The 24,204-nt window shown below is 53.7% G+C and carries 20 protein-coding genes and 1 pseudogene; 9 read left to right on the top strand and 12 right to left on the bottom strand.

What is annotated here, in order from left to right:
- Position 1: 1 nt before the first annotated feature.
- The 7 genes and pseudogenes from CLOEV_RS17270 to CLOEV_RS02990 form a co-directional block, all read right to left on the bottom strand.
- Positions 2-1,439 (bottom strand): annotated as a pseudogene (locus CLOEV_RS17270) (sodium/proline symporter).
- A 186-nt stretch (positions 1,440-1,625) separates the two neighbouring features.
- Positions 1,626-1,751, bottom strand: coding sequence for a hypothetical protein (locus CLOEV_RS17380; RefSeq protein WP_281172928.1), 126 nt, complete (start codon positions 1,749-1,751; stop codon positions 1,626-1,628).
- Positions 1,752-1,831: 80 nt separating this feature from the next.
- Entirely contained in the window at positions 1,832-3,088 is a 1,257-nt protein-coding gene (hisD, locus tag CLOEV_RS03010; RefSeq protein WP_034441851.1) for a histidinol dehydrogenase, read from the bottom strand.
- Positions 3,089-3,155: 67 nt separating this feature from the next.
- The gene (locus CLOEV_RS03005; RefSeq protein WP_034441849.1) at positions 3,156-3,923 is read right to left on the bottom strand and encodes an SDR family NAD(P)-dependent oxidoreductase; all 768 of its coding nucleotides are present in this window, start codon (positions 3,921-3,923) and stop codon (positions 3,156-3,158) included.
- 290 nt (positions 3,924-4,213) lie between these two features.
- Complete coding sequence (locus CLOEV_RS03000; protein WP_051484848.1) at positions 4,214-5,089, bottom strand: MerR family transcriptional regulator; 876 nt, start codon at positions 5,087-5,089, stop codon at positions 4,214-4,216.
- A gap of 116 nt (positions 5,090-5,205) precedes the next feature.
- Complete coding sequence (locus CLOEV_RS02995) at positions 5,206-5,988, bottom strand: fumarylacetoacetate hydrolase family protein (RefSeq protein ID WP_156938351.1); 783 nt, start codon at positions 5,986-5,988, stop codon at positions 5,206-5,208.
- A 13-nt stretch (positions 5,989-6,001) separates the two neighbouring features.
- On the bottom strand, positions 6,002-7,189 hold the full coding sequence (locus tag CLOEV_RS02990) for a MalY/PatB family protein (RefSeq protein WP_034441847.1): 1,188 nt from the start codon (positions 7,187-7,189) through the stop codon (positions 6,002-6,004).
- A 234-nt stretch (positions 7,190-7,423) separates the two neighbouring features.
- Here CLOEV_RS02990 and pepF point away from each other — a divergent pair, with 234 nt between their 5' ends.
- From pepF to CLOEV_RS02970, 4 genes are all read left to right on the top strand, one after another.
- On the top strand, positions 7,424-9,253 hold the full coding sequence (gene pepF, locus CLOEV_RS02985; protein WP_051484847.1) for an oligoendopeptidase F: 1,830 nt from the start codon (positions 7,424-7,426) through the stop codon (positions 9,251-9,253).
- The gene (locus CLOEV_RS02980; protein ID WP_034441845.1) at positions 9,254-10,180 is read left to right on the top strand and encodes an MBL fold metallo-hydrolase; all 927 of its coding nucleotides are present in this window, start codon (positions 9,254-9,256) and stop codon (positions 10,178-10,180) included.
- Between the two features lie 197 nt (positions 10,181-10,377).
- Complete coding sequence (locus CLOEV_RS02975) at positions 10,378-11,742, top strand: ATP-binding protein (RefSeq protein WP_034441844.1); 1,365 nt, start codon at positions 10,378-10,380, stop codon at positions 11,740-11,742.
- A gap of 78 nt (positions 11,743-11,820) precedes the next feature.
- Entirely contained in the window at positions 11,821-13,062 is a 1,242-nt protein-coding gene (locus tag CLOEV_RS02970; RefSeq protein WP_034441843.1) for an IS256 family transposase, read from the top strand.
- A gap of 311 nt (positions 13,063-13,373) precedes the next feature.
- Here CLOEV_RS02970 and CLOEV_RS02965 read toward each other — a convergent pair whose 3' ends face one another.
- Positions 13,374-14,690 (bottom strand): IS30 family transposase, encoded by a 1,317-nt coding sequence (locus CLOEV_RS02965; RefSeq protein ID WP_034445199.1) that lies wholly within the window; start codon positions 14,688-14,690, stop codon positions 13,374-13,376.
- 542 nt (positions 14,691-15,232) lie between these two features.
- Between CLOEV_RS02965 and CLOEV_RS02960 the strand changes: the two genes are divergently transcribed.
- Genes CLOEV_RS02960 through CLOEV_RS02950 form a run of 3 tightly spaced genes read left to right on the top strand, consistent with a single transcriptional unit; the run spans position 15,233 to position 18,080 of the window.
- Positions 15,233-16,693, top strand: coding sequence for a hypothetical protein (locus CLOEV_RS02960; RefSeq protein WP_034441841.1), 1,461 nt, complete (start codon positions 15,233-15,235; stop codon positions 16,691-16,693).
- Positions 16,690-17,520: an AAA family ATPase gene (locus tag CLOEV_RS02955; protein WP_034441839.1), complete on the top strand. Its 831-nt coding sequence runs from the start codon at positions 16,690-16,692 to the stop codon at positions 17,518-17,520. The genes CLOEV_RS02960 and CLOEV_RS02955 overlap by 4 nt, the downstream gene beginning before the upstream one ends.
- Positions 17,514-18,080, top strand: a complete 567-nt coding sequence (locus CLOEV_RS02950; RefSeq protein WP_034441837.1) for a hypothetical protein — start codon at positions 17,514-17,516, stop codon at positions 18,078-18,080. The genes CLOEV_RS02955 and CLOEV_RS02950 overlap by 7 nt, the downstream gene beginning before the upstream one ends.
- Positions 18,081-18,158: 78 nt before the next feature.
- On the opposite strand, the gene CLOEV_RS02945 is transcribed toward CLOEV_RS02950, so the two are convergent.
- From CLOEV_RS02945 to iadA, 4 genes are all read right to left on the bottom strand, one after another.
- Positions 18,159-18,566, bottom strand: a complete 408-nt coding sequence (locus CLOEV_RS02945; protein WP_051484845.1) for a type II toxin-antitoxin system VapC family toxin — start codon at positions 18,564-18,566, stop codon at positions 18,159-18,161.
- The gene (locus tag CLOEV_RS02940) at positions 18,566-18,805 is read right to left on the bottom strand and encodes an AbrB/MazE/SpoVT family DNA-binding domain-containing protein (RefSeq protein WP_034441835.1); all 240 of its coding nucleotides are present in this window, start codon (positions 18,803-18,805) and stop codon (positions 18,566-18,568) included. The genes CLOEV_RS02945 and CLOEV_RS02940 overlap by 1 nt, the downstream gene beginning before the upstream one ends.
- A gap of 92 nt (positions 18,806-18,897) precedes the next feature.
- Positions 18,898-19,674 carry an enoyl-CoA hydratase/isomerase family protein gene (locus CLOEV_RS02935; protein ID WP_034441833.1) on the bottom strand — a complete coding sequence of 259 codons (777 nt, stop codon included), beginning with the start codon at positions 19,672-19,674 and terminating at the stop codon, positions 18,898-18,900.
- Between the two features lie 11 nt (positions 19,675-19,685).
- Entirely contained in the window at positions 19,686-20,858 is a 1,173-nt protein-coding gene (iadA, locus tag CLOEV_RS02930; RefSeq protein WP_008710315.1) for a beta-aspartyl-peptidase, read from the bottom strand.
- Between the two features lie 104 nt (positions 20,859-20,962).
- Between iadA and yfcC the strand changes: the two genes are divergently transcribed.
- Positions 20,963-22,468 (top strand): putative basic amino acid antiporter YfcC, encoded by a 1,506-nt coding sequence (gene yfcC / locus CLOEV_RS02925; RefSeq protein ID WP_034441831.1) that lies wholly within the window; start codon positions 20,963-20,965, stop codon positions 22,466-22,468.
- A 245-nt stretch (positions 22,469-22,713) separates the two neighbouring features.
- Positions 22,714-24,186 (top strand): carbon starvation CstA family protein, encoded by a 1,473-nt coding sequence (locus CLOEV_RS02920; RefSeq protein ID WP_034441829.1) that lies wholly within the window; start codon positions 22,714-22,716, stop codon positions 24,184-24,186.
- Positions 24,187-24,204 lie beyond the last annotated feature (18 nt).

Below are 24,204 nucleotides of genomic sequence, written 5' to 3'. Positions count from 1 at the left end.
GCTACATTTTCTCTTCCAGCAATTGAGCGAATTTCAGCGCGCTGATCTTGACCGCGGCTTCTTTAGTGTTTTCTTTTATATCAAGGTCCTCGAATTCCGCAGCATAACGGACAAGATCGACAACTTCCTGCGGCGGCTCTTTCGTCATCAGACTGACTGCGATCATGGCAATCGAAGAAACAACCAGCGCGGCAAAGAAGGTATGTATATCCGTAGCTTCCTGTAGTGTATAGTACCAGACAAAACCGATAACGGAACCGCTGAGCATCGAAGCCATAGCCCCTTCTTTGGTCGCCCGCGGCCAATACAGGCCGGCGAGGATGGGCGGGATGAAAGCGGGGGAGAGGACGCTCCACGCTATCCATGTAACTTGATAGATCCCAATCTGCATCATCGGTAGGAAGCACATGACGATCCCCAGCACCCCTAAACCATATGTGGAATATTTGCTTACCCTCATCACAGATTCGTCGGAGGCGTTTTTACGGAGGATGTTTTTATAGAGGTCGTTGCCGGCACAGGAGCCGATGACCAGGAGCAATGCGCTCGCCGTGGACATAATCGCGGCCGTGGCGCCGGCCAGCAACAGCCCGGCCAGCACAGGATGCAGGAATTTCAAAGTCAGCATCGGCATCACATATTCTGCGTTCTGCGCCGGCAGCATTGATAATTCCGGGAAAACCACACCCCAAAGTATAGACGCCGAAGGCCAGCATGAAACCAAAAGCCGCGCCGATCATCGGCACCAGCCTGATAGATTTTGTATCTTTAACGGCGACGGTCTTGATTATCAGGTGAGGTTGCCCCATATAGCCGAGGAAATATACCAGCGCGATACCGGCAATCATCAGCGGCGCTCCCCATAACTGGAAATTCGGCCCCCATAGCGTGGGCAGCCCCGCATTTATCTTGTATAGCCCAAGGTTCATTCCAGATAATCCACCTACGTGGCTCAGGCAGATGGGAATGAAAATGAACATGCCAAGGATCATCAGCAGCGACTGCACAAAATCGGTATAAGCAACGGCCAGGTATCCGCCCGCACCCGTGTACAGAAGTATGATGATACAACCTGATACCAGCGATAGTAAAAAGGACCAGCCTGTAATAGCGGAGATGATGACCCCCAAGGCAAGATATTCAACGACCATGCTGATGGTCATTGAGACAAGCAGGATAATAACGGCTATAAACCTGACAGAGCCGCTATAATACCTGTATGCGAAGAAATCAGGTATCGTAAAGGCTTTTATTTTCTCGCTGAAGCGCCTCATGCGTCGGGCAATTATACCAAAGTTGAGCAAAGGACCGAATACATCTCCAGGCGCCGCCCACAATGCGGCGGCTCCCATTTCCCAGCCAAACTGCGGCCCCGCTACGTACATGCCTCCCCCCAGAGAGCTCGCCCCGTGAGCCAGCGCCGTTACCCACGGCCCCATCTGCCGGCTGCCGACAAACCAATCCTCGGAGCTTTTGATCCTTAATGCGGCGTACAGCCCAATACCGAGCATAAGCGTCATATACACTATCAGGATGGCCGGAACTATAAAGGGGACTTCTATTCCCATAGCGGAACTAAGGTTTTCTATATGCATTCTCAACGCTCCCTTCCAATTGGCCGCCCTTTACAGCGTCCATTTTCCCAGATAAAAAGAAATCGTACCGATCGCAGCGAACACGACAGTACCGATGATAAGACATCCGGTGCTCACAGGATAATTACAAAAAAGAACATTCGTCATCGCATCCATAATACGTGCCTCCTCACATGCTTTCTTTATATTGTGGAATATAATCCCGCAGCTATCAACAGCCGCGGGATACTTTCACGCTACTTTCTCAGTTCGGCGGAATATTGATGCCCCAACAGCCCTTCGATGCCGGCCAGATAAGCGCAGTGCGGCGACAGCATCTGCGCGCCCTCTTTGGTTATTTCCTGCACGGAACTCATTTTTAGGAACGTGCCGACAAATACTCCGTTTGAGAAACGGCTGCATCGCAGAGTAGGCAGGATGTGGTTCGTGCCGGAGACATAGTCGCCAAACGCAACAGGCGCGTAATGGCCAATAAAGAGTGATCCAAAATTATGTAGTTTATTCGCGACTTCACGGCTGTCCTTCGTCATTACCTGAAGATGCTCTGGAACGATGTCATTCGTGATCTTCACCGCTTCTTCCATATCTTCAGCCAGAATGATCCGGCTGTTGTTTTTCCAGCTGGACATGGCTACCTCTGCGGTGGCAAGTGCTTTCGCCTCTCCCTCAATATGGCTAAGTATCTTATGGACGATGGCTTTGCTGGTCGTTACGATCACAGTCCAGGAGTTCGGGTCATGTTCACACCTGGCAAGCGAATCAGCGGCAACCCACTTCGGGTCCGCTGTTTCGTCGGCGATTATTACGACTTCGCTGGGACCGGCCAGCATGTCTATCCCCACATTACCGCTCACCTGACGTTTGGCTTCGGTAACATATTTGTTCCCCGGCCCGACAATGATGTCGACGGCTTTCAGCGTATCCGTACCATATGCATAGGCTCCGATAGCCTGGGCGCCGCCCATGCAGTAGACCTCGTCCGCTCCGGCAATATCCATGGCGACAAGCACGGCTGGATGGATACCGCCGAACTCTTTATTTGCCGGCGAGCAGGCGGCTATTCTTTTAACTCCAGCGACTCTGGCGGGAATCACCGACATCAGCGCCGACGATGGGAGCGGGTATCTTCCGGCCGGCACGTAGCAACCGCAGGACTCTATGGGGATAATACGGTGTCCCAGCGTAACGCCGGGGCTGATTTCATAGCTGAACTCTTTAAGACACGATTTCTGGTGTTCGGCGAAATCCTGGATTCTCTTTGCGGAGAAGTTTAGGTTTTCTATCGTCTCCGGCGAGACCTTACCATAAGCCGCTTTTATCTCTTCTTTAGCCACGGCGATACCGTTTAAACGCAGCTTGTCGAATTTTTCCGTATAGTCCAGGATAGCTTTGTCTCCTTGGCATTTAACGTTTGATAAAATATCGCGCACGGCTTCTTCCACGGAATTCTTTTCCTGAGTTAAATTTCTCTCCGCGTCTTTTATAACGATCATAAAAAATACCCCCTTTAGGTGACAATCAATGGATTTCCTGCGTGGTGAAAAACAATTTTTATCTTGCTTAACTTGCCAACCAACCGCCATCCACATAGATGATTTGCCCCGTAAGATAATCGGAAGCGCGGCTGCAAAGAAAGATGACCGTACCGAGCAGGTCTTCCACAACGCCGACCCTGCCAGCTGGAATTCTTTCCTCGATCCATTTTTTATGCTGCGGGTCCTGAAAAAACGGTTCCGTCATCGGCGTACGGAAATATCCGGGACCAATGGCGTTCACCTGCACATTATCCCTTGCCAGCTCGATAGCCATCGTCCTCGTAATTCCGAGGATTCCCCCCTTGGTGCCGCAATAGACAGACGATTCCGAAAGCCCGATCGCGCTGCCTAAAGAACCTATATTGAGGATTTTGCCGGATTTCTGCCCTTTCATGATCCGAGCCGCCGCCTGGGCTGTAAAGAAGGCCCCTCTTAAGTTGACACCCATTATTTTGTCATACTGAGCCTCCGTAACTTTTATGAAAGGGCTTATATCCTCAACACCAGCATTATTGACAAGAATGTCCAAGTGTCCATGTTTTGAAACTATTTCCTGAAAAATTCCGTTGACCTCCGCTGGATTAGTTACGTTGAGCCTCACCGCTTCAGCGGACCAGCCGCGGCCCCTTATCTCGTCCGCGGTTTTCTCCACGCCTCCAAAGTTAAGATCAGCGCAAACGACAAGTGCCCCCGCTTCCGCCAGGCCGACGGCGTATCCTTTGCCAAGTCCCTGAGCCGATCCTGTAACTACCGCGACCTTTCCCGCTAAAGAATACTTTTGCAGCAAATCCATAAACAACACCTCCATAAAAATTACTTTCCGAATTTAAACACAGAGACATCCGCAGACGCCGATAACTCACCTCCATGGATACATATATATTTAATTTGGAAACATGTTTTTAAATATTTATCTTAGTATGATGAAGTATAAAGGTGTCCATTATGAATAAGTCAAGGGGGAAATATATATATAATTTTCTGATTAGAGTTGACAGATTTTATCTTGTTTTCTTCATATTGAAAGTCGAAAATATCCTGATTGATAGGAATTTAAACCTGTCCCCATAGTCCAAGTTCAGTTTATTGTTCTGCGAAAGGGATGATGACGCGCAGCAGCCAATAGTTTTGATTGTTCGTGATCGTAGATCCTATAAGCCATTCCTCCACGGAATTGTTGGCAAGCTTATAACCTTTCTCCTTAGCCCACTTAAGAAGCCCTATATAGGTTTCCTTCAGCGATACGGGGAAATCCCCGAAATGAAGCGTGGATACTCCTTTAAAACGTTCGATCCTGTCGTAGTACGCGCATTGTTTATCAGTGCTGACGACGGGCATCGCGGCTTTCATTAAATGACGTTTATTATCAAACACACAATTTTCACTGTCAAAATGATCGAAGGTAAGATATATCAAAGACCCCAAAGCGGCGACATTGACATCTTTCGCGGCAACTTGTATTTTTGCGGCTTGTTCAATCGCCTGACGCTCTTCGTCTTCAAACGTCGCATAATATTTCAGCGAAATTATGTCTCTCGCCGGGAAGTCCACTACCTCATAAGACAATTCCTCTCTGTGATTTTTATTGCTCAGGTGATTCTTAAAAATCGCAACCGCTTCCATTAGACGCGCGTAGACCACCATCGTTTGCTCATAGCGAAGCAGGCTCTGTTCCACATCCTCTTTCGCGCTCTGTATTTTTTTCTCAATCGTGAGCTGAACTCCGCTGATGGAATGCTCAAAAAACAATTCCCTTATTTCGTCCAACGAAAGTCTTATGTTTTTCAGCTCTTTTGCGGCGATGATCTGTTTTATGTGCTCGATGGTATAGAATCGATAGTTATTGTTCTCATTACGCAATACTCCAGCCAGCATGCCGCGTTCTTCATAATATCGCAGCTGCTTGCGGCTGATGTCACATAATTTACAGATTTCGTTGGTACTGTATATTTTAGTCATATAGATACCGGCACTCCTGACATTTTATACATATTATGTTATGTCTTAGTTTAGAGTATCACCGCAAAAGCGGATCGAGGGCCGTCTCGCACGATCCGCTTACGCATAATTGTCTTTTATTCGCTGCAGATGTTTTTCAGCATGCCGATCGGTTCGACCTCGACCTCAATGAGGTCTCCCGCCTTTATTTCGCCGACGCCCTGCGGCGTGCCGGTGGAGATTATGTCTCCCTCTTCAAGCGCCGCGAAGCGGCTGATATGGGAGATGAGGCGCGGGATGGGGAAGATCATCTGCTCGATCGCGCCGTCTTGTACCACTTTGCCGTTGAGGCGCGTCACCACGCGGGTCTCTTTCGGCAGTTCCTTCGTCAGCAGCAGCGCCGGGCCGAGGGGCGCGAAGGTGTCGAAGCTCTTGGCGCGCGCCCACTGTCCGTCTTTGTTTTGCAGCGCGCGCGCCGTGACGTCGTTCATTATCGTGTAGCCGAGGACGTGGTCATAGGCATCTTCTTCGCTGATGTTCTTGCCGGCCTTGCCGATGACGACGGCCAGCTCGCCCTCGTAGTGGATGACGCCGGCCCAGGCGGGGATGCGGATGAAGTCGTTCGCGCCGATGATGGCGGAGGTCGCCTTGAGGAAGACCATCGGTTCTTCGGGGATGTCGTGCTCCAGCTCTTTTACGTGGCCGACATAGTTGCGGCCGATGCACCATAGTTTTTTCGGCGCGAAGGGCGGCAGGAACTTGACGCGCTCCACGGGGTAGCTCAGACGTATCTGCGAAATGATCCCCGAGAAGGGATCGCCCTCCACTATATCTACCGAGCCGCCGCGCAGTTGGCCGCTGTACGAGCGGCCGTCGACCATGAAGCGGCAGTAGCGAACCGGAGCTGATTTCTTAGCCAAAATGATTTCCCCTTTATCCTATTTTTTTGTTTTCTCTTATGTCGAGCGCGCCGGCGATACGTTCCAGCCCTTCTTTGAGCATGGCGCGGGTCGTGCCGATGTTGAGGCGCGCGAAGCCGTCGCCCTCAACGCCGAACCAGGTGCCGGGATCGAGCGCCACCTTGGCCTCGTTGACGAGGAAATCTGTCAGCGTCTCGTCGTTGAAGCCGTAGCCGCGGAAATCTATCCAGAAGATGTAGGTTCCTTCGGGATGGTCCATATGCGCCTTCGGCATCCTCTCCTTCACAAAGGCCTCCATGTAGTCGCGGTTGCCCTCCAGGTGGGGCACCAGTTCGCGGTGCCATTCGCCGCATTTGCCGTAGGCCGCCTCCATGGCGGTGATGCCCAAGATGTTTATCGAGTTGAGATGGAACCGTTCGAGAACGGATACGTATATCCCGCGCAGAAGTTCGTCGGGGATTATCGCGACGGAGGCCTTCATCCCCGCGATGTTGAAGGTCTTGCTCGGGGCGATGAAGGTGACGGTGCGCTCCGCCATGCCGGGCAGCGAACCGATGCAGATATGCTTCGCGTCGCTGTAGACGAGGTCCTGGTGTATCTCGTCGGATATGATGATCATGTTTTTGCGTATCGCGATGTCGGCGAGCCGCTCAAGCTCCTCGCGGCTCCAGACGCGCGCCACGGGGTTATGCGGGCTGCAGAGGATCAGCGTGCGGCAGGTAGGCGTGATAAGTTTTTCCAGCCCCTCGAAGTCCATCGTGTATCGTCCGTTTTCATATTTAAGCGGGTTTTTGGCGATGATGCGCCCAGCTTCGCGGACCGTCCGGTAGAAAGGCATATAAACGGGCGTCTGGATTATTATCTGGTCGCCGGGCTTAGTGAGTCCCATCACCGCGAAGGAGAGTCCGGCGACAACGCCCGGAGCCCAGCTCACAGCCTCGCGGCCGAATTCCCAGCCGTAGTGTTCCTTCTCCCAGGCGCGGACCGTGTCGCGCAGCGAGTCGGGGATCATCGGGTAGCCAAGCGCGCCCTCGTCGACCTTCTTATGGATCGCCTCCAGCACCTCGGGCGGCGCGGGGAAATCCATATCGGCGACCCACATCGCCAGCAAATCGCCGCGGCCGAAATCATCCTTGAGTCCGTCCCATTTTTCGCAGTCGGTACCTCTTCTGTCCATGTATTTATTGAAATCGTATTTCATCGCAGCCTCCCGTTATTATGGCCTTATGCCGTGTTTTCGTTTATATTTTCCGCTTTATTATCTGTATATGCAAGCCCGAATTGAGGTAGAATAAAAACCGCCGGACGCATCCGCCGATTCGCACAATTTGTACAAACCGGCTATTCTGGCCGGCGGCAAAGCATTTTTTACGCCCGGGGACGGGGTCGGCGCGCAGACCGCCGGACAGAACGACTAAAACTGGAGGAATGAATGATGGCTATAGAGAAAAACACAGAACTGGAGCTGGGACGCGGCGCATCGCTGCCTGAGCGTTCAAAGATGCCGGAGGACTATAAATGGCGTCTGGAAGATATCTATCCCTCACAGGAAAAGTGGGAAGAGGACTTCGCGGAGCTCAAGGCGCGCCTGCCTGAAATTTCGGCCTTCAAGGGAACGCTCGCCGAATCGCCCGCGCAGTTGGCGAAGCTCTTCGCTCTGCGCGACGAACTTTCGATAACGCTCGGCAAGCTCTTCGTCTACGCGAACATGAAGAGCCACGAGGACACCGCCGACTCGAAATATCAGGGGCCGGCCAACAGGGTCTCCGTCCTTTCGGTGGAGTTTTCCGCCTGCGCAAGCTACGTCACGCCGGAGATACTTGAGATGCCGCACGAACGGCTGGAGGAGTTCGCGAGGGCGCCCGAGCTGGCCGATTACTCCTTCTCGCTGCGGGAGCTGCTGCGCCAGCGCGCGCACGTGCTCTCCGAGGCGGAAGAGCTGATACTGGCCCGCACCGGCGATATGGCGGGAACGGCGGACAACGTCTTTTCGATGCTGACGAACGCCGACATGGAGTTCCCCTCGATCCGCGACGAGAAGGGCGATAAGGTCGAGATGTCCGAGGAGCGCGCCGTCTCATATTTGCGCTCGCCGAAGCGCCAGGTCCGCAAAGCGGCCTTCGAGTCGCTCTACAAGCCCTATGCCGAGATGAAGAACACTCTCGGCGCGACCTTCGACGGCATGCTCAAGAGTTCAAAGTTCTACGCCGAATGCCGCAAGTACGAATCCCCCCTCGCGGAGGCGCTCGACGCCAACAACATTCCGCTTTCGGTCTATGACAGCCTCGTGGATACGCTGGAGAACAATCTTGCGCCGATGTACCGCTACATGGAGCTGCGCAAACGGATCTTGAAGGTAAAGGAGCTCCATATGTACGATCTCTATGTGCCGCTCGTCGCGGACTCCTTCAAAGAGATCGCCTGGAGCGATGCGAAAGAGATGATGTACCGCTATCTGGCTCCGCTCGGAGGGGAATATCTCGCCAATGTCCGCGCGGGATTGGACGAGGGCTGGGCCGACATATTCCCGAACCGCGGCAAACGCAGCGGCGCCTATTCGTGGGGCGCCTACGGCACTCACCCCTATATATTCATGAACTATACGAACAATCTCAACGACGTCATGACCCTCGTCCACGAGATGGGGCACTCCATGCACAGCTTTTACTCACGCAGGAGCCAGCCCTACGCGACGGCGGACTACTGTATCTTCACCGCCGAGGTGGCCTCTACGACAAATGAGGTGCTCTTCCTCTCCGGCCTGCTCTCCGAGACGGAGAAGAAAAAACGCCGCCTCTATCTGCTGAACCGCCGTCTTGAAAATATCCGCACGACGGTCTACCGCCAGACGATGTTCGCTTCCTTTGAACGCGAGGCGCACCTCCGCGCGGCAAACGGCGGCGACACGACGCCGGACGGGCTCAAGGAGCTATGGTATGAGCTCAACAGGAAGTATTACGGAGAAACGGTCATCATCGACGAACCGCTGAAAATGGAGTGGGCGCGGATCCCTCACTTCTACAGCCCCTTCTACGTCTACCAGTACGCGACGGGATTCTCGGCGGCGACGGCGCTTGCGCAGGCCGTCCTCGCAGAGGGCGCGCCCGCGACGGAGAGATATCTGAACTTCCTCACGAAGGGCGGCTCCGACTATCCGATCGAACTGCTGAAGGGGGCCGGCGTCGACATGAGCACGCCGGAGCCCGTCAAGGCGGTCGTAAAACAGTTTGAGGAGACCCTCGACGAGATGGAGGAACTTCTTTAAATGTACGACTACGGAAACGGGATATACGGCGTCGACGGCCATTATGAAATAGAGGGAATGGCGGCGGTCTATGTCCTTCTCTCGGAGGGGCGCGCCGCGATCATTGAGACGGCGCACAACGCCTCTCTGCCATATCTGCTCGCGGCGCTCGCCGAGCTCGGCGTGGAGCGCGAGACCGTCGACTACATCTGCGTCACCCACGTCCACCTGGACCACGCCGGCGGCGCGGGCAGTTATATGAGGGAATTCCCGCGGGCGAAGCTCGTCGTCCACCCACGCGGCGCGCGCCATATGACAGATCCGGCAAAGCTCGTCGAGGGCGTCAAAGCCGTCTACGGCGACGCGGAGACGGAGCGCATCTACGGCACGATAATCCCCGTGCCGGAAGATCGCGTCATTGCGCCGGAAGAGGGCAGGGAGCTGACATTCGGCAGGATGACTCTCGTCTGCCGCGACGCTCCGGGGCACGCTAAGCACCACATGATATTCTTCGAGAAGAGCACCCGCTCACTGTTCGCGGGAGACGCCTTCGGCATCTCCTACCTTTGGATGACGGGTAAGAGGGGCCGCTGGGCCTTCCCCACAGCCTCGCCCGTGCAGTTCGACCCGGAGGCGATGATCGCGACGACAGAGATGATAACGGCGCTCGCGCCGTCGCGGATATTTATCACCCACTTCGGCGAACTGACAAACATAAGGGAAACCGCGGCGCTGCTCATTGACGGGGTAAGGGAATATGTCGGGATAACGGAGGCCGCGGCGGGCGACAAGACGAAAATAAAGGCCGGACTGGCAAAGCTGTACGCCGAGGCGGCAAAGGAAAACGACACAAAACTCCCCGCCGCGACGATCGAAGAATCCCTGCCGGTCGATCTTGAACTCAACGCGCAGGGGCTGTCGTTCTGGTACCGGCAGAGACATAAATAGCCGGATACAGCCGGGGAACCGCACTATATACGCAATGCGCGCCGCCGGCCATCAGCGCCGGCGGCGTTTGCCGTCCGGTGCGTAAAATATTGTGACATAAGCGCCCGATTTATTGAGAATAATGTGACATGTCGTTGTTAAAAATATAAAATTATGTTACGCTACCATCGCGAACAACGATAAACGAGGTGCGTTTCATGCTGAGGCGAAAAGCATATGATAAGCTAATGGAGTGGAAGGGGACAAAAAAGAAAAAGGCGCTGTGCATCATCGGCGCTCGTCAGATCGGCAAAACCACGCTCATCCGTGAGTTTGGACGACAGAATTACGAAAATTTCGTGGAAATCAACTTCGTTACTGACGATGGCGCCTGCGAGATTTTCGCCGGCAGCCTGGACGCTGACACAATCATCACAAACCTGACCGCTTACGTCCGCCGCTCGATGGAACCAGGGAAGACGTTGGTGCTGTTTGACGAAGTTCAAAAGTGCCCCGATGTACGTACTGCCATTAAGTTCCTCGTGGAAGACGGACGCTTTGATTATATAGAATCCGGTTCAATGCTCGGAGTAAAGCATAAAGAGGTCAAATCTTATCCGGTGGGTTTTGAGGAAATATACCGTATGTATCCTATGGATTTCGAAGAATATTTGTGGGCAAACGGCGTGCAGGTATCTACGATCGCATATCTGAAAAAATGTTTTGATGATAAAACGCCGGTATCGCAGTCAGTCCACAACACGATGAAAAAACTCTTCTACAGCTACGTCGTCGTCGGCGGAATGCCGGAGGTGGTACAGACCTATGTAGATACCCATGATATTGGCAGAGTGATTACAAATCAGCGGGATATCCTCGAACAGTACCGCCTTGATATCGCGCAGTATGCCGAAGGGAACGACAAGATAAAGATCAGGGCGATTTTTGACAGCATCCCCACTCAGCTCAACGAAAAAAACCGTCGCTTCTACGTCAACTATCTGGACAAAAACGCGCGCCTGACCCGCTATGACAACAGCTTTAAATGGCTGGACGACGCCGGCGTGGCACTGCCGTGCTACAATGTAAAGGAACCGAAGCCTCCGCTGGCGCTCAATGAAAAGCACAGCCTGTTCAAACTGTTCATGAATGATACCGGCCTGCTCTGCGCGGCCTGCATGGATAACATTCAGTTTGAAATTCTTAACGGACGGCTTGAGATCAACATGGGCAGCATTCTGGAAGATGCCATCGCCCTGCAGCTTAAGGCAAACGGCTTTATACTTCGCTATTACGATTCTAAAAGGCACGGAGAGGTCGATTTCGTCATACAGAATGGCATGCGCATCGATTTGGCAGAGGTCAAATCCGGCGGCGACTACAAAAAGCACAAGGCGCTGGACAACGTCCTCGGCGTAGAAGGGTGGAGCTTTGGCGGCGTCTACGTCCTGTGCGCGGATAACATTGAAACAGAAAACGGCATTACATACCTGCCGTGGTATCTGGTAATGTTCCTCCGTCCCGCTCAAGTACCAAAAGGGCTGACATATGAGGTGGATATTTCTGATTTAAGGAGCCTATGAAATAAACTCTGTAAATATAGAAATCGCAAAAAAAGGCCTTCTGTGATAAATTAAAATTACTTACAGGAGGCCTTTTAAATGGCAAAAGATAAGAAGATTACTCACAAAGTTCAGATGACAGACGGGAAAAGAGATATCATCAGATACCTACTTCAGGAATACGATATCAAATCTGCAAAGGATATCCAGGATGCGCTGAAAGATCTTCTGGGTGGTACGATTAAAGAGATGATGGAGACTGAGATGGACGAACATCTCGGTTATAAGAAATCTCAGCGTTCAGAAGGCAGCGACTACCGCAACGGATACAAACAAAAGCATGTAAACTCAAGTTTTGGAGAGTTTTCCATAGACGTTCCTCAGGACAGGGAATCCAGCTTCGAGCCTAAGATAGTAAGAAAGCGACAAAAAGATATTTCCGAGATAGACCAGAAAATAATATCTATGTACGCTAAAGGAATGACTACCCGTCAGATATCGGCAACGATACAGGATATTTACGGGTTCGACGTCTCAGAAGGCTTCATATCGGATGTGACTGACAAGATAATGCCGCAGATCGAAGAATGGCAGAACAGGCCACTCTCCGAAGTCTATCCCATTGTTTTTATAGATGCGATTCATTATTCTGTTAGGGAAGATAACGCAGTAAAGAAGCTCGCAGCCTATGTAATACTTGGAATCAACAGCAACGGTATAAAAGAAGTGCTTTCTCTGCAGGTGGGGGAAAATGAAAGCGCCAAATACTGGCTGACAGTCCTGAATTCCCTGAAGAACCGTGGTGTAAGGGATATCTTCATTCTCTGTGCAGACGGCCTTAGCGGAATGCGCGAAGCAGTCGAAAGTGCGTTCCCGCAGACCGAATACCAGCGCTGCCTTATACATCAGGTCAGGAGCACTATGAAATATGTGGTTGAAAAAGACCGCAAAGAATTTGCCGCAGACCTGAAAACAATCTATCAAGCTCCCGACGAGTCCCATGCGCTGGAAGCCAGGGATCGTGTTGCTGAGAAATGGGGATCAAAATATGCAAATGCAGTGAAGGGGTGGGAGCGCAACTGGGATACGATCTCTCCGATATTTAAATTTTCTTGCCAGGTAAGAAAGGTCATTTACACGACAAACGCGATAGAAAGCCTTAATTCCAGCTATCGCAGGCTCAACAGCCAAAGAAGCGTATTCCCCAGCGCAGGCGCCCTTTTAAAAGCCTTATATCTGGCTACTTTTGAGGCGACCAAAAAATGGAGTATGCCAGTTAGGAACTGGCGCAGTATCCTTGGTGAACTAGCTGTAATGTATGAAGGACGGATGCCTGAATAGGCTAAGATTAATAAAAAGCCGTCGATTGTAAAACTAAGCCCAAGTTTGCAAATGTAAACGCGATGAGCAGAGTCTTGCAAGATTAAGCGCGATTACGTTATCTTACAAGAAGTAATATATGAGTTGAGAACAAGTGCTGGGAGTAAGGATATGAGAAGCATCGCTTGCTTCTCATGCTCCTGAAGTAAAAAACGCGCCTAATTTGACACAAACCTATCTTACAAGGCGTATTTGAACAAAATTTGCATTGGTAAACGCGACCTGTTTTTACGGTTATAGGTATTGTTTTTCCGTCCGACCTGTACTATAGTTTACTTAGGTTGCTTACGGCTTATGAGACTTGGCGTAAGCAGCACACTCTTTGCTTTAACAGCTTTGAGGCCGAGCTCTCGCAACAGCCCGGCGCTCTCAGCGCCATGGAGAAAGCTGAACATGTCGTAAGGCGTATGGCCGTTCAGCTTTTTCCTTGCATAAGAATTGATGTTGTTCATCATATCCGTGATGTCTTTTTGGGCAAGTCCTTCGAAGCTTATGCCCTTCGGCAGTATCCTGCGAATAAGTTCATGATTGTTTTCTATAGCGCCTTTCTTATATGAGGAGTACGGCTCGCAAAAGAAAATTTTCGTGCGTGATTCGCCTGAAGAGGTTTTTTCAAGCATCTCCGGATTTGAGAATTCGCTTCCATTATCGGTGAGGATGACGGGAAACAATTCGCGAAATTTCTCAAGGCCCAAAGACTCCGTCAGCGTGTCGAATATATTGACGACGCTCTGCGAGTCCTTGCCGTTCCTTAAATATGCCAGCATCATGCTTATTTCCACAAAGTGCATTGTAAGTATCGCGTGCTTTCCTCCTGCATCGACAACCGAGTCTATTTCGACAAGAGGAGTGTCCGGGTTTTCTTCCATGTACTTAAGAAACTCTTCGTGACTCCGCCCCTTGCGGTAAGCGGTATCGGTTTTAGTCCGCTTAACATACCTCTTCTTGTACTTTACCTGTCGGGGCAGATCCAGGCTGCATACACCGGATAGACCCCCCTTTTCGACGTATGAATACAAAGTCCTCTGCGACGGTAAATTCGCAGTGTCAGAGGTCGTATGCAGGATATGATACAGTGACTGACCGCGCTTTATTAAAGGCACGATTGTCTTCGTCCAGCATTCCATATCTTCCTCATCTGCATTGATGCCCATGCGTGATTCGGAGAGTACGTTCAAAGAGGTCTGGTTTGCAATCCCTGCGTCATAAAAAGCTTTTTCAAGAGTGCAATGCTGTTTCTGCCGACATCCATAACAGACATACGGCGGCTTGGCAAGCTTGGCACACCTTTCCAGCTCATACTCGCCGCAGTGATCACGGCATCTGGCGCAGAACCGGCAATTCTTTCGTCTGCACTGTGGTGAGTCGCAAAGATTTGTTTTCCTGCAGTCGAACCTGTGGGCGCAGTCGTTAAAGACGTTTCCCTGTGCGCCGCACTTCTTAAACTCACGATATTTTCTGACTTCATTTGCCACAGATGAAGGATGTTTGCCGATTGCTTCAGCTATTGTTTTAAAAAAGTCGCCTCTTTCCAGTCCCAATTGAATAGCTACCCTGTCGTTTCCGTTAATGTGTTTATACTGTTTCATCATAGTCGTCTCCATTCAGAGCCAGGTCGAACGAAACGGCTGTATAATACCGCCTATTGCGGAACTAAGCGTAAGATTGCTGCATTACGGACTAAAGAGATTTATTGCTGAACTAAGCCCGAGGTTGATTTTTTCCGACTCGATCTTAGGTATGCAATTAACACAATTAATAAAAAGCGGTCAGTGTTTGTATTGACACTGGCCACTTAATAGGTTGATAATTTTGTTATACAGGGATCGTTATTAGCCCTAGTTGTATTGGATTTCTCACAGAAGGTCCATATTTACAGAGTTTTTTTCACACGCCCGATTTAAGCGTGTGACAAAAAACGGCCGTACACCGGTGATATAGCCATACGTACACAAACCGCCTGAACAGAGGGCGTTTTTCGTCGCTCTGTTTTAGCTCCGGAGACTGCGGCGGCCGGCGCATTTTCAAATCCGCCGGTCTATGTTATTCTTTTTCATGGTATGGAGCTTGACCTTTTATTTTAGCGGCGGCTTTCAATGTAAGTGGCGGGAGCCGCGGACGGAGAATCATCATGGTGGAAATCGAAAAATTCAGCGCCGGGATCATATGCGGGGAGGACACTCTCCTGCTTGGGAACACCGAAAGGAAAAACGCCAGCATCGGCAAGATAATCGAAATGTGGCCCGAAGCCTGTCCGGACCATGCGCTTGTCGTGCTCGACCACAAGGGGCGTCTATATGAGAGCTTTGCGGGCGACGCGCTGCTTGCCGATCTTTCCAGCGAGGGCTCCGTCATCCCGGACCTCATCGAACCCTTCGCCGCCAACGAAGACATCGGCGCTGGAAGCGAAAACATCGCCTACGCGCTGCGCCAGGCGGTCTATCAGGAGATAAAATCCCGCGACGCCAACGACAAGTTCTTTGACGATCTCGGCAAGCTCTCGACTGACAGAATGCTCATCTATATGCTGGAAACGGCGAAAAACGTCGTCCACAACATCGCCGCCTGCGCCAGCGAAGAGGGCGGGGAGGGCGTCGTCCGCCTCCTGGCCAGACTGAACCTCTTCAAGATCTTCTGCCGCCAGCACAGATTTATCGAGACGCTGATGACTAAGACCATCGGCGGCGAGTCCGACACGCTTCCGGTGAAATACAGGCTCAAAGAGGCGGAGTCGAAGAGCGGCTTTATCACGAGGGAATTCGCGCTGGCGAAATACATTCTCGACCACGAACTGCGATTCCAGAAAAACGGAGACCGCGACGCGCCGGTGCCGTTCGCAGACCTGCTCTTCACGAACGGAGACAACACCAACACCCAGCGCTGCATCAAAATGCAGGCCGACGCCAGCACCTCGGACTTCCGCGCGCTGATAACGCTGATGATGCGCGGCAGCGAACTGTTCCGCGGCCTTGAGACGCTAAAACTGGGCGACTACCTGGCCTCGCCGGAGGGACGTCCGCTCTTCGTCTGCTCAAGCGGCAACACCTCGGCAGATCGGGGATTCGCGCCGCTGCTGATCGCCGCGCTCGGCGCCGCGGCGCGCAACACAAAGCGCCGCGCCGTGATACTCATCCCCGAACTCGACCGCTGGGGGCTGCTCAATTACCTTGATAAATTCCGTCAGAGCTGGGACCGCCTCAGCTTTGCCTTTGGCTACGACAACTTTTCACGCCTGTCGCTCGAAAGCCGGACGGGGGACGACCAACTGCTGGAAACACTCTATTCCGCGAGCACGCAGAGGATATGGCACGCAAGCGAAGAGGAGCGCATCGGCCGCGCCTTCGGCTCCTACGTATCGGCGGCGGACGTCATCTACAGGCCGGAGGATCTCAACGAAGAGATCCGCGCGGTGGAAAAAGAGGGACGCGTAAGCTACTCCTCACTTGAGGAGAGCCCTCCGCCGTCGCCGGTCAGGAAGCGCGCGAGGCTGCGCCGCTCGCGCCAGGCGGCAAAACTCTGGATAACGGAGGGAGCGGCGCGGCACGAAAAATTGACGCTGGAATCGCTCCTTGAAGAGGGGGAGACGCTATGAACCTCAGGACCGGCAAACTGCCGCCGCTCTGCGCGAAATACGGCAGGGAACTCAACGGCAAAAGCGGCGGCATCGAACAGATACTCGAAGATTATACGGCGCTGGACCGCATCGCCGTCGCCCTCGCCTCGGAAGAGCAGAACAACGTCGCGCTCACCGGCCCCGCCGGCTGCGGCAAGACGACTACGGTACGCAAACTCGCGGCGCTCATCGAAGAGGGCCGCTACGCGCGCCTCGCGGGGCGGCGCGTCGTCGAGCTGAACATAGACCTGATAAACCAGGACCGCAAAAAGAGAGACCTGAGATTCAAGCATATCCTTGACGAGGCCGAATATTACAACATTATCATCTATGTAGACGAGGCGCATAGGCTCAGCGAGAACGCCGGCCCTTCAAACCTTCTGAACACGCTGAAGCCCTACATAACGAGCGGCGGCATCAGCATGCTCATCTCGACCACATCCGAAGAATTCCGCCAGTACATCGCCCGTGACCGGGCGATGGAACGCCGCTTCCAGTCCGTCGAACTCAGAGAGCCGGGCCGTCAGCGGCTGCTGGAAATAGTGGAGCGCGTGGCGCGCGTACGTTACCCGCAGACCGACATCACCAAAGAGGCGATCTCGGAGACGACGAGGCTCGCGGCACTCTGCGCCCCCGAAAGGTCGGAGCCGGCGCGGTCGCTCGAACTGCTCCACTACACGGTATCGGCGGCGCAGATAAACCTGCCGCCCGGAGAATACGCGAAGGAGATCACGGCGGATGACGCCAGAGGCGCCGCCGCCCTCAAAATGGACAGATACTTGGAGAAAGACGGACAACCATGCTGAAATCGACCTTGGAAATATACGGAAAATACGACCAGGAGTCCAAAAGACACTGCGCGGAGCTCGCGAAAAAGACACTCGAACAGATCCATAGGGAATACCTCGAAGCGGTGTTCACCGCCGCGGTCCGCCGCCGCCTCGACATCTGGGACTTCGCGCAGAAATTTATGGAATTGGACTTCTCCCTCTCCCTCGACCGCCCCGAGACCCTCCTCTCGCTGAAAATGGACGAGGTCTTCCGCGACTTCATGGTCCGCTGCGCGCAGCAGGGCGTCGAAATAGAGACCGTGCCCCACGAAAAGGCCGGTATGGCCGCCTTCCGCGACATCTCGCCCGAGGCGGAATGGCTCGTGGGACTCTACTCAAAATGGCACGCCAGGACAGGCGAAGCCGGCTGCGAAATAGCCGAACGCGCTCCCGCCGCGCTGCTGAAAAAAATCCACAAAAAGGCGATGACGCGCCGCCTCGACGAAGTGATATCCCTGCTGATCGAAAACTCCGCCGAAGCCGCGCTCATCAGCTCAAAAGATTATGAGATGCTGGAGGAAATATCCAGAGCGTAAGAACACAGCCCGGGAATGCGGGCGGAAAACTGCGGGCGCTGCTCGCCAGAGCTGTTTGCCTTTGGCAATCCAAGATGCCTAAATTTCCTGACAGAGTTCCTGCTTCAGCCTTATAAAATGCTTTTTATTGAAAGTTGCGATATCGTTTGCGCCGGCGTTACCAGCGCTGGCCGCGATATAGGCGTCGGCGAACTCCGATTTTGTTTCGCGCGCCAACGCGATCGCTTTCAGGACAAGCGTTTCATCCAAAACGGAGATACCTGGCCAGCCAACTATGGATTCAAGGATGTCCATAATCTCTTCGCTCTTTATCTTATATCGATAGCCAAGCACCCAGGCGATCTCAAAAAATACCGGAGGTCCGGTCAGCAGCTCCGCCGCCCCTGAACGCGCTTTTTGGAAAAGTTTTTCCGCGGCTTCAGACTGAACCTTATCGTCATTTGCAAAGAATCTTATAAAAACATTGGCGTCGACAAACGTCGCCATTACGCTTCTCCCATTATGTGTTCAGCAAATTCCTTGGCCGCGTCGTCCGGGCTTTCCACTTTCGCGCCGACCAGAAATCCTTTATATTCAAGCAGGGTCTTTTTCGGTTTTGTTATCATAATTCCCTTTTCCGTCTTCACAAAAAAGACCCTGTCGCCTGGCTGAATATCAAACTCATCGCGAAAAGCTTTCGGTATTGTTATCTGCCCTTTATGAGAAACGGTAGTCAGCTCAGCCATATTTTTCTCCTCTTTTTAATTTGTAGGATTTTTTTAAAATCATTACTTTATACAAAAGTATGCCTTACCTGTCGATTAAAGTCAAGTATAAATTATTTTCCCTTAAATCCCGGCTCCCGTTTTTCAAAGAAGGCTCTTACTCCCTCTTTGCAGTCCTCGCCTATTATCAGCTCAGCCTGGATATCTTCTTCGTTGCGGAGGGTCTTTTCCAGGCCTTCGCAGTCGTTCAGCAGCTTTTTGGTCTGCGCCAGCGCCAGCGGCGGCTGTTTTGCGAGGCGCGCGGCGAGGGCGGCGGTTTTTTCGCGCAGATCCGCCTCCTCGGCGAGTTCGGTCACGAGGCCAAGCGCCTGCGCCTCTTCGGCGGAGAGCGTCGCCGGCAGCATCATCAGCCTTTTTGCCGCGTGCGGCCCGACAAGGCGCGGCAGCAGGAGGTTCCCGCCGCAGTCGGATATGAGGCCGATCGAGGAGAAGGCCTGCGTGAATTTGGCCCTCTTCGATGCGCAGATGAAATCACAGGCAAGGGCGATGTTGAAGCCCGCGCCGGCGGCCGCGCCGCCGACCATTGCGATGAAGGGCCTCCGCGAGCGCATCACCGCCGCCGTGATCTCTCCCGCGGCACGCACGTATTTGCGCGCCGCCTCATAGTCAGAGAGTTCGAGTATCGTGCGCAGGTCGCCGCCCGCGCAAAAGGCCTTCCCCTCTCCGGCAAGCACGACGACGCGGACGTCGTCGTCGGCCTCACATTCAGCAAGCGCCTGTTTCAGCGCGGCGCACAGTTCGGCGGTCAGGGAATTGAGAGATCCGGGGCGGTTCATCGTCACCCAGGCGACCGCTCCCTCTTTTTTTACGGCGACGATCTTATCCTGCATAATTTTCACTCCTATTGCTCAAAGGTCCCTTTAACAAGCGGCCTGCCTCCCGACATCATCTTTCTGCCGCGGGCGAAGAGCGTATCAAGCTCGAGGCTGCCGGCATCCATCAGGATCAGGTCCGCGTCACAGCCCTCTTTTATATGCCCCTTGCCGGACAGTTTGCAATGATCGGCGGCGGTCGTCGAGACGACGCGCACGGCGTCTTCAAAGAGGATATCATAATTTTTAACGGTGCTGCGGAATGTTTCAAATATCGAGGTTACGCGTCCGATGGTGAGCCCCGCGAAATCCCCCGCCTCGTCAAAGAACGGCATCGAGCCTTGGCCGTCTGAGGAGAATGAGATACGCCGCGCCGGCACACCCGCGGCAAGCAGTTCCGACAGGGCGCGGCCGCATTCTACCTCTCCCTCATCGAGAAATTGCGGCGTCGTACTGGTCGTGAGGTCTACGTAGCCGCCCATCGCCCCGTAACGGCAGGCCTCCTTGAAGAGTTCCGGGTTGCGGTTCATGTGGGTGGGAATGAACTGCGACGGCGGTATCTCCGTCTTGGCGGCCCGGAAAAGATAGTCGAGCCCCGAAGGAGCGTCCCCCAGATGGACGTTGACGACGCCGGCTTTGCCGGAGAGCATGCCCCCTACGCGCGCGGCGGCCGCGAGCCGCATGAATTCCTCAAATGTCGGCTGTGAGGAGCGATGGTCGGAGAGCGCCACCTCGCCGACGCCGATGAAGGGCTCGATCAGCGCTATGTCGTCGCGCACGCCGCCGCAGAGGCTCTTGACGGGAAGCTGATAGGAGCCGGTCATCGCCCAGGCGCTCATGCCCTCCGCGCGTATCGCGTTCGTCTTCGCGATCAGCGCCCCCGCGCTTCGCGTCACGTCGTCGGTGCCGAGCAGGCCTATGACCGTAGTCACGCCGCCCTTTATCATGTCCGACAACGCAAGCTCGGGAGTGCGCGTGGCAAAACCTCCCTCGCCTCCGCCGCCTGTGACGTGCACATGGCCGTCGACGATGCCCGGGATCATGATTTTCCCGGCGGCATCGATTATTTCAAGGTCCGGCAGCGTCTTTTCGGCGGGGAAATCTTTACCGAGCCAGGCGATTTTATCATGGGATATCAGAATGGATGAGATTCCAAGCGGTTCGGGTGCAAAAACATCTGCGTTTTTGATAAGTACAAACATTTTTCATACCTCTTTTGCTTTTTTGTTTTTATTATATAATATAAACTATCAGTTCGCATACGATATTTAAAAAATATCACACATCACAATGGAGGGATTACGTCATGGCACAAAACAGAACCCGGTGGATACCGGATACCTACATCATCATCTTTTTCGTCGTTCTTTTCGCCGCGCTTTTGACATGGGCCGTACCGGTGGGAAAGTTTGAGACACACGAGATCAAGTACACTATGGGCAGCACCGAAAAGAGCCGCAACGTGCTCGTGCCGGAGTCGTTCCGGTATGAGCTCGACAAGGAGGGCAAGCCTATCGTTAAAGGCGTCAGACTTTTTGAACCTTACGGCGAGACGGGCATACTCAATTACGCCTTTGAGGGCCTCGTATCCGGCGACAAGTGGGGCTCGGCGGTAGGCGTCGTAGCCTTCATCCTCATCGTCGGGGGAGCTTTCGGCATCGTGCTTCGTACCGGCGCGGTCGAATCGGGGATGAAGCGCATGATAAAGAAGACAAAGGGGATGGACACGCTGATAATCCCCGTGCTTTTCTTTCTTTTCTCGCTCGGAGGCGCGGTCTTCGGGATGGGAGAGGAGGCGATCCCCTTTGTCTTCATCGTCGTGCCTGTGGTGATCGCGCTCGGCTATGACTCGATAGTGGCGGTAATGATCACTTACTGCGCCACGCAGATAGGTTTCGGCGCTTCGTGGATGAACCCGTTCAGCGTCGCGATCGCGCAGGGCATCGCGCAGATTCCGGTGCTCTCCGGCTCCGGCTTCCGTCTCTTTATGTGGTTCTTCTTCACGCTGCTCGGCACGCTTTACACCTGGCGCTACGCCGTAAAGATCAGGAAGAATCCCGACCTTTCGCCCGTCCGCGCCTCCGACCAATATTTCCGTGACGAGCTAGCGGCGGCCGGCGATACCGATGAAAAATTCGGTACGGGAGACATCCTCGTAATCCTAACGATCGCGCTCGGCATGGTCTGGACCATCTGGGGCGTCGTTGAAAAGGGATATTATATACCGGAGATAGCCTCGCAGTTCTTCGTTATGGGGCTCGTCTCCGGCGTTATCGGCGTCGTGTTCAAGCTCAACGGCATGAAGGTCAACGATATCGCCGTATCCTTCAGGGCCGGGGCCTCAGACCTTCTGGGCGCGGCGATCGTCGTCGGCATGGCGAAGGGAATCATCCTCGTCCTCGGCGGTGACTCCCCTACTGAGCCGACTGTGCTCAACACGGTGCTTCACAACGTCGGGCTCATGATATCGGGGCTCTCGCCGGTCATATCCGCCTGGCTGATGTACCTCTTCCAGTCAATCTTCAACTTCTTCGTCGTCTCCGGCTCCGGGCAGGCGGCGCTGACGATGCCGCTGATGGCCCCGCTAGCGGACATCGCAGGCGTGACACGCCAGGTGGCTGTGCTCGCCTTCCAGCTCGGCGACGGATTCACGAACCTCATCGTCCCGACCTCCGCGGTCATGATGGCCTCGATCGGCGCGGCCCGCATCGACTGGGCCACCTGGGCGAAGTGGCAGATCAAGTTCCAGGGAGTGCTCTTCCTTTTCGGTTCTATATTCGTTATCGCCGCCGTCATGATCGGATTCAACTGATACGAAACTTTGTCTCTTCGTCAAGGAGCCTTTCTTTACGAAAGGCTCCTTTTTAATGACTTTAATTCTTAATAAAACTAGGCATCTTGCAATAAACACGAATAAAATCATAACAATATGCTTATATTTACAATAAGATATGCTCAAAAAAGCATAGCCCGCTTTCTTGACTGTCGTTACCTCCGGTGCTATATTTTCCATAAGGCAAGGTATCTATTATTAACTATTTAGAGAGGTGATTTTTTATGCTGACGTTTTTTATTGCGCTGCTTACCTTGGTTGCCGGGTTCATGACATATTCGTTTTTTGTGGAAAAACTCCTGCCGCCTGACGACAGAGAGACTCCCGCCATCGCCCATCCTGACGGAGTCGACTACCTGCCGCTTCCGCTGTGGAAGTCCTTCCTCATCCAGCTGCTGAACATCGCCGGGCTGGGACCGATCTTCGGGGCCCTATCCGGCGCCCTGTGGGGACCGGTCGTATATTTCTGGATCGTATTTGGAACGATCTTTGCCGGAGGCGTGCACGATTATTTCTCGGGGATGCTCTCCGAACGCCATAACGGGGCGAGCATATCCGAGATCGTCGGCATCTACCTGGGACCGCAGATGAAGACGGTGATGCGCGTCTTCGCAGTGGTGCTGCTCATACTGGTCGGGACCACATTCTCGACGGGACCGGCCGGACTTCTCGCGCTTCTCACCCCCGCCTCCCTCAACGTAACCTTCTGGCTCGCGATCATCCTCGTCTATTATTTCCTCGCCACGCTCCTGCCCATAGATAAGATCATCGGGCGTTTTTACCCCTTCTTCGGCGCGGCGCTGATCGTCATGTGCGTGGGAGTCGGCGGCGGCCTTGTGGTACGGGGATATAATCTGCCTGAGATGTGGGACGGCTTTGCCAACCTGCATCCGCGCGCGCTGCCTATATGGCCGCTGATGTTCATCACCGTCGCCTGCGGCGCCATCTCCGGCTTTCACGCGACACAGTCGCCGATGATGGCACGCTGCATCACGAACGAGTATCAGGGACGCAAAGTATTCTACGGAGCGATGGTCGCCGAGGGCGTGATCGCGATGATATGGGCCGCGGCCGGCGTCAGCGTCTATAACGGCACGCAGGGGCTCTGGGACGCGACGACGAGCCTCGCCGGGCAGTCGGCGCTCGTCTATGATATCTGCATAAGGGTGCTTGGCCCGGTGGGCGGTGTGCTCGCAATGATCGGCGTCATCGTCTGCCCGATAACCTCCGGCGACACCGCCTTCCGTTCCGCGCGCCTCACCCTTGCCGACTGGTTTGACATAGATCAGAAGCCGCGCGTGAAACGCCTGCTTCTCTCCGTGCCGCTCCTTCTCTGCGGCGCCCTGCTCTCTAACATGAACTTCCAGGTCATCTGGCGCTATTTCTCCTGGTCCAATCAGACCCTCGCGATGATCGCCCTCTGGGCGGCGGCGGTATTCCTCTGCAAGGCGCGCCACAATTTCTGGCCGCTGGCGATACCGGCGACCTTCATGTCGGCGGTATCCAGCACATATATCCTTGTGGCCCCCGAGGGCTTCGGACCAGCCATCTCCAGGATGGTTTCCGGCGAAGCTCTCACAGGAGCGGCGGCCCTCAAGGCGGCCTCCGCGGTCGGCTACCCGGCGGGGATCGCCTTCGCCACGCTATGCTTTGCCGCCTTCTGGTTCAAATGCGTGCGCCCCAACGCCGCAAAATAACGGACGACGACATACCCA

This window comes from Cloacibacillus evryensis DSM 19522, from assembly GCF_000585335.1.
GTDB lineage: Bacteria > Synergistota > Synergistia > Synergistales > Synergistaceae > Cloacibacillus > Cloacibacillus evryensis.
This window is presented reverse-complemented; position numbering and strand designations above follow the sequence as displayed.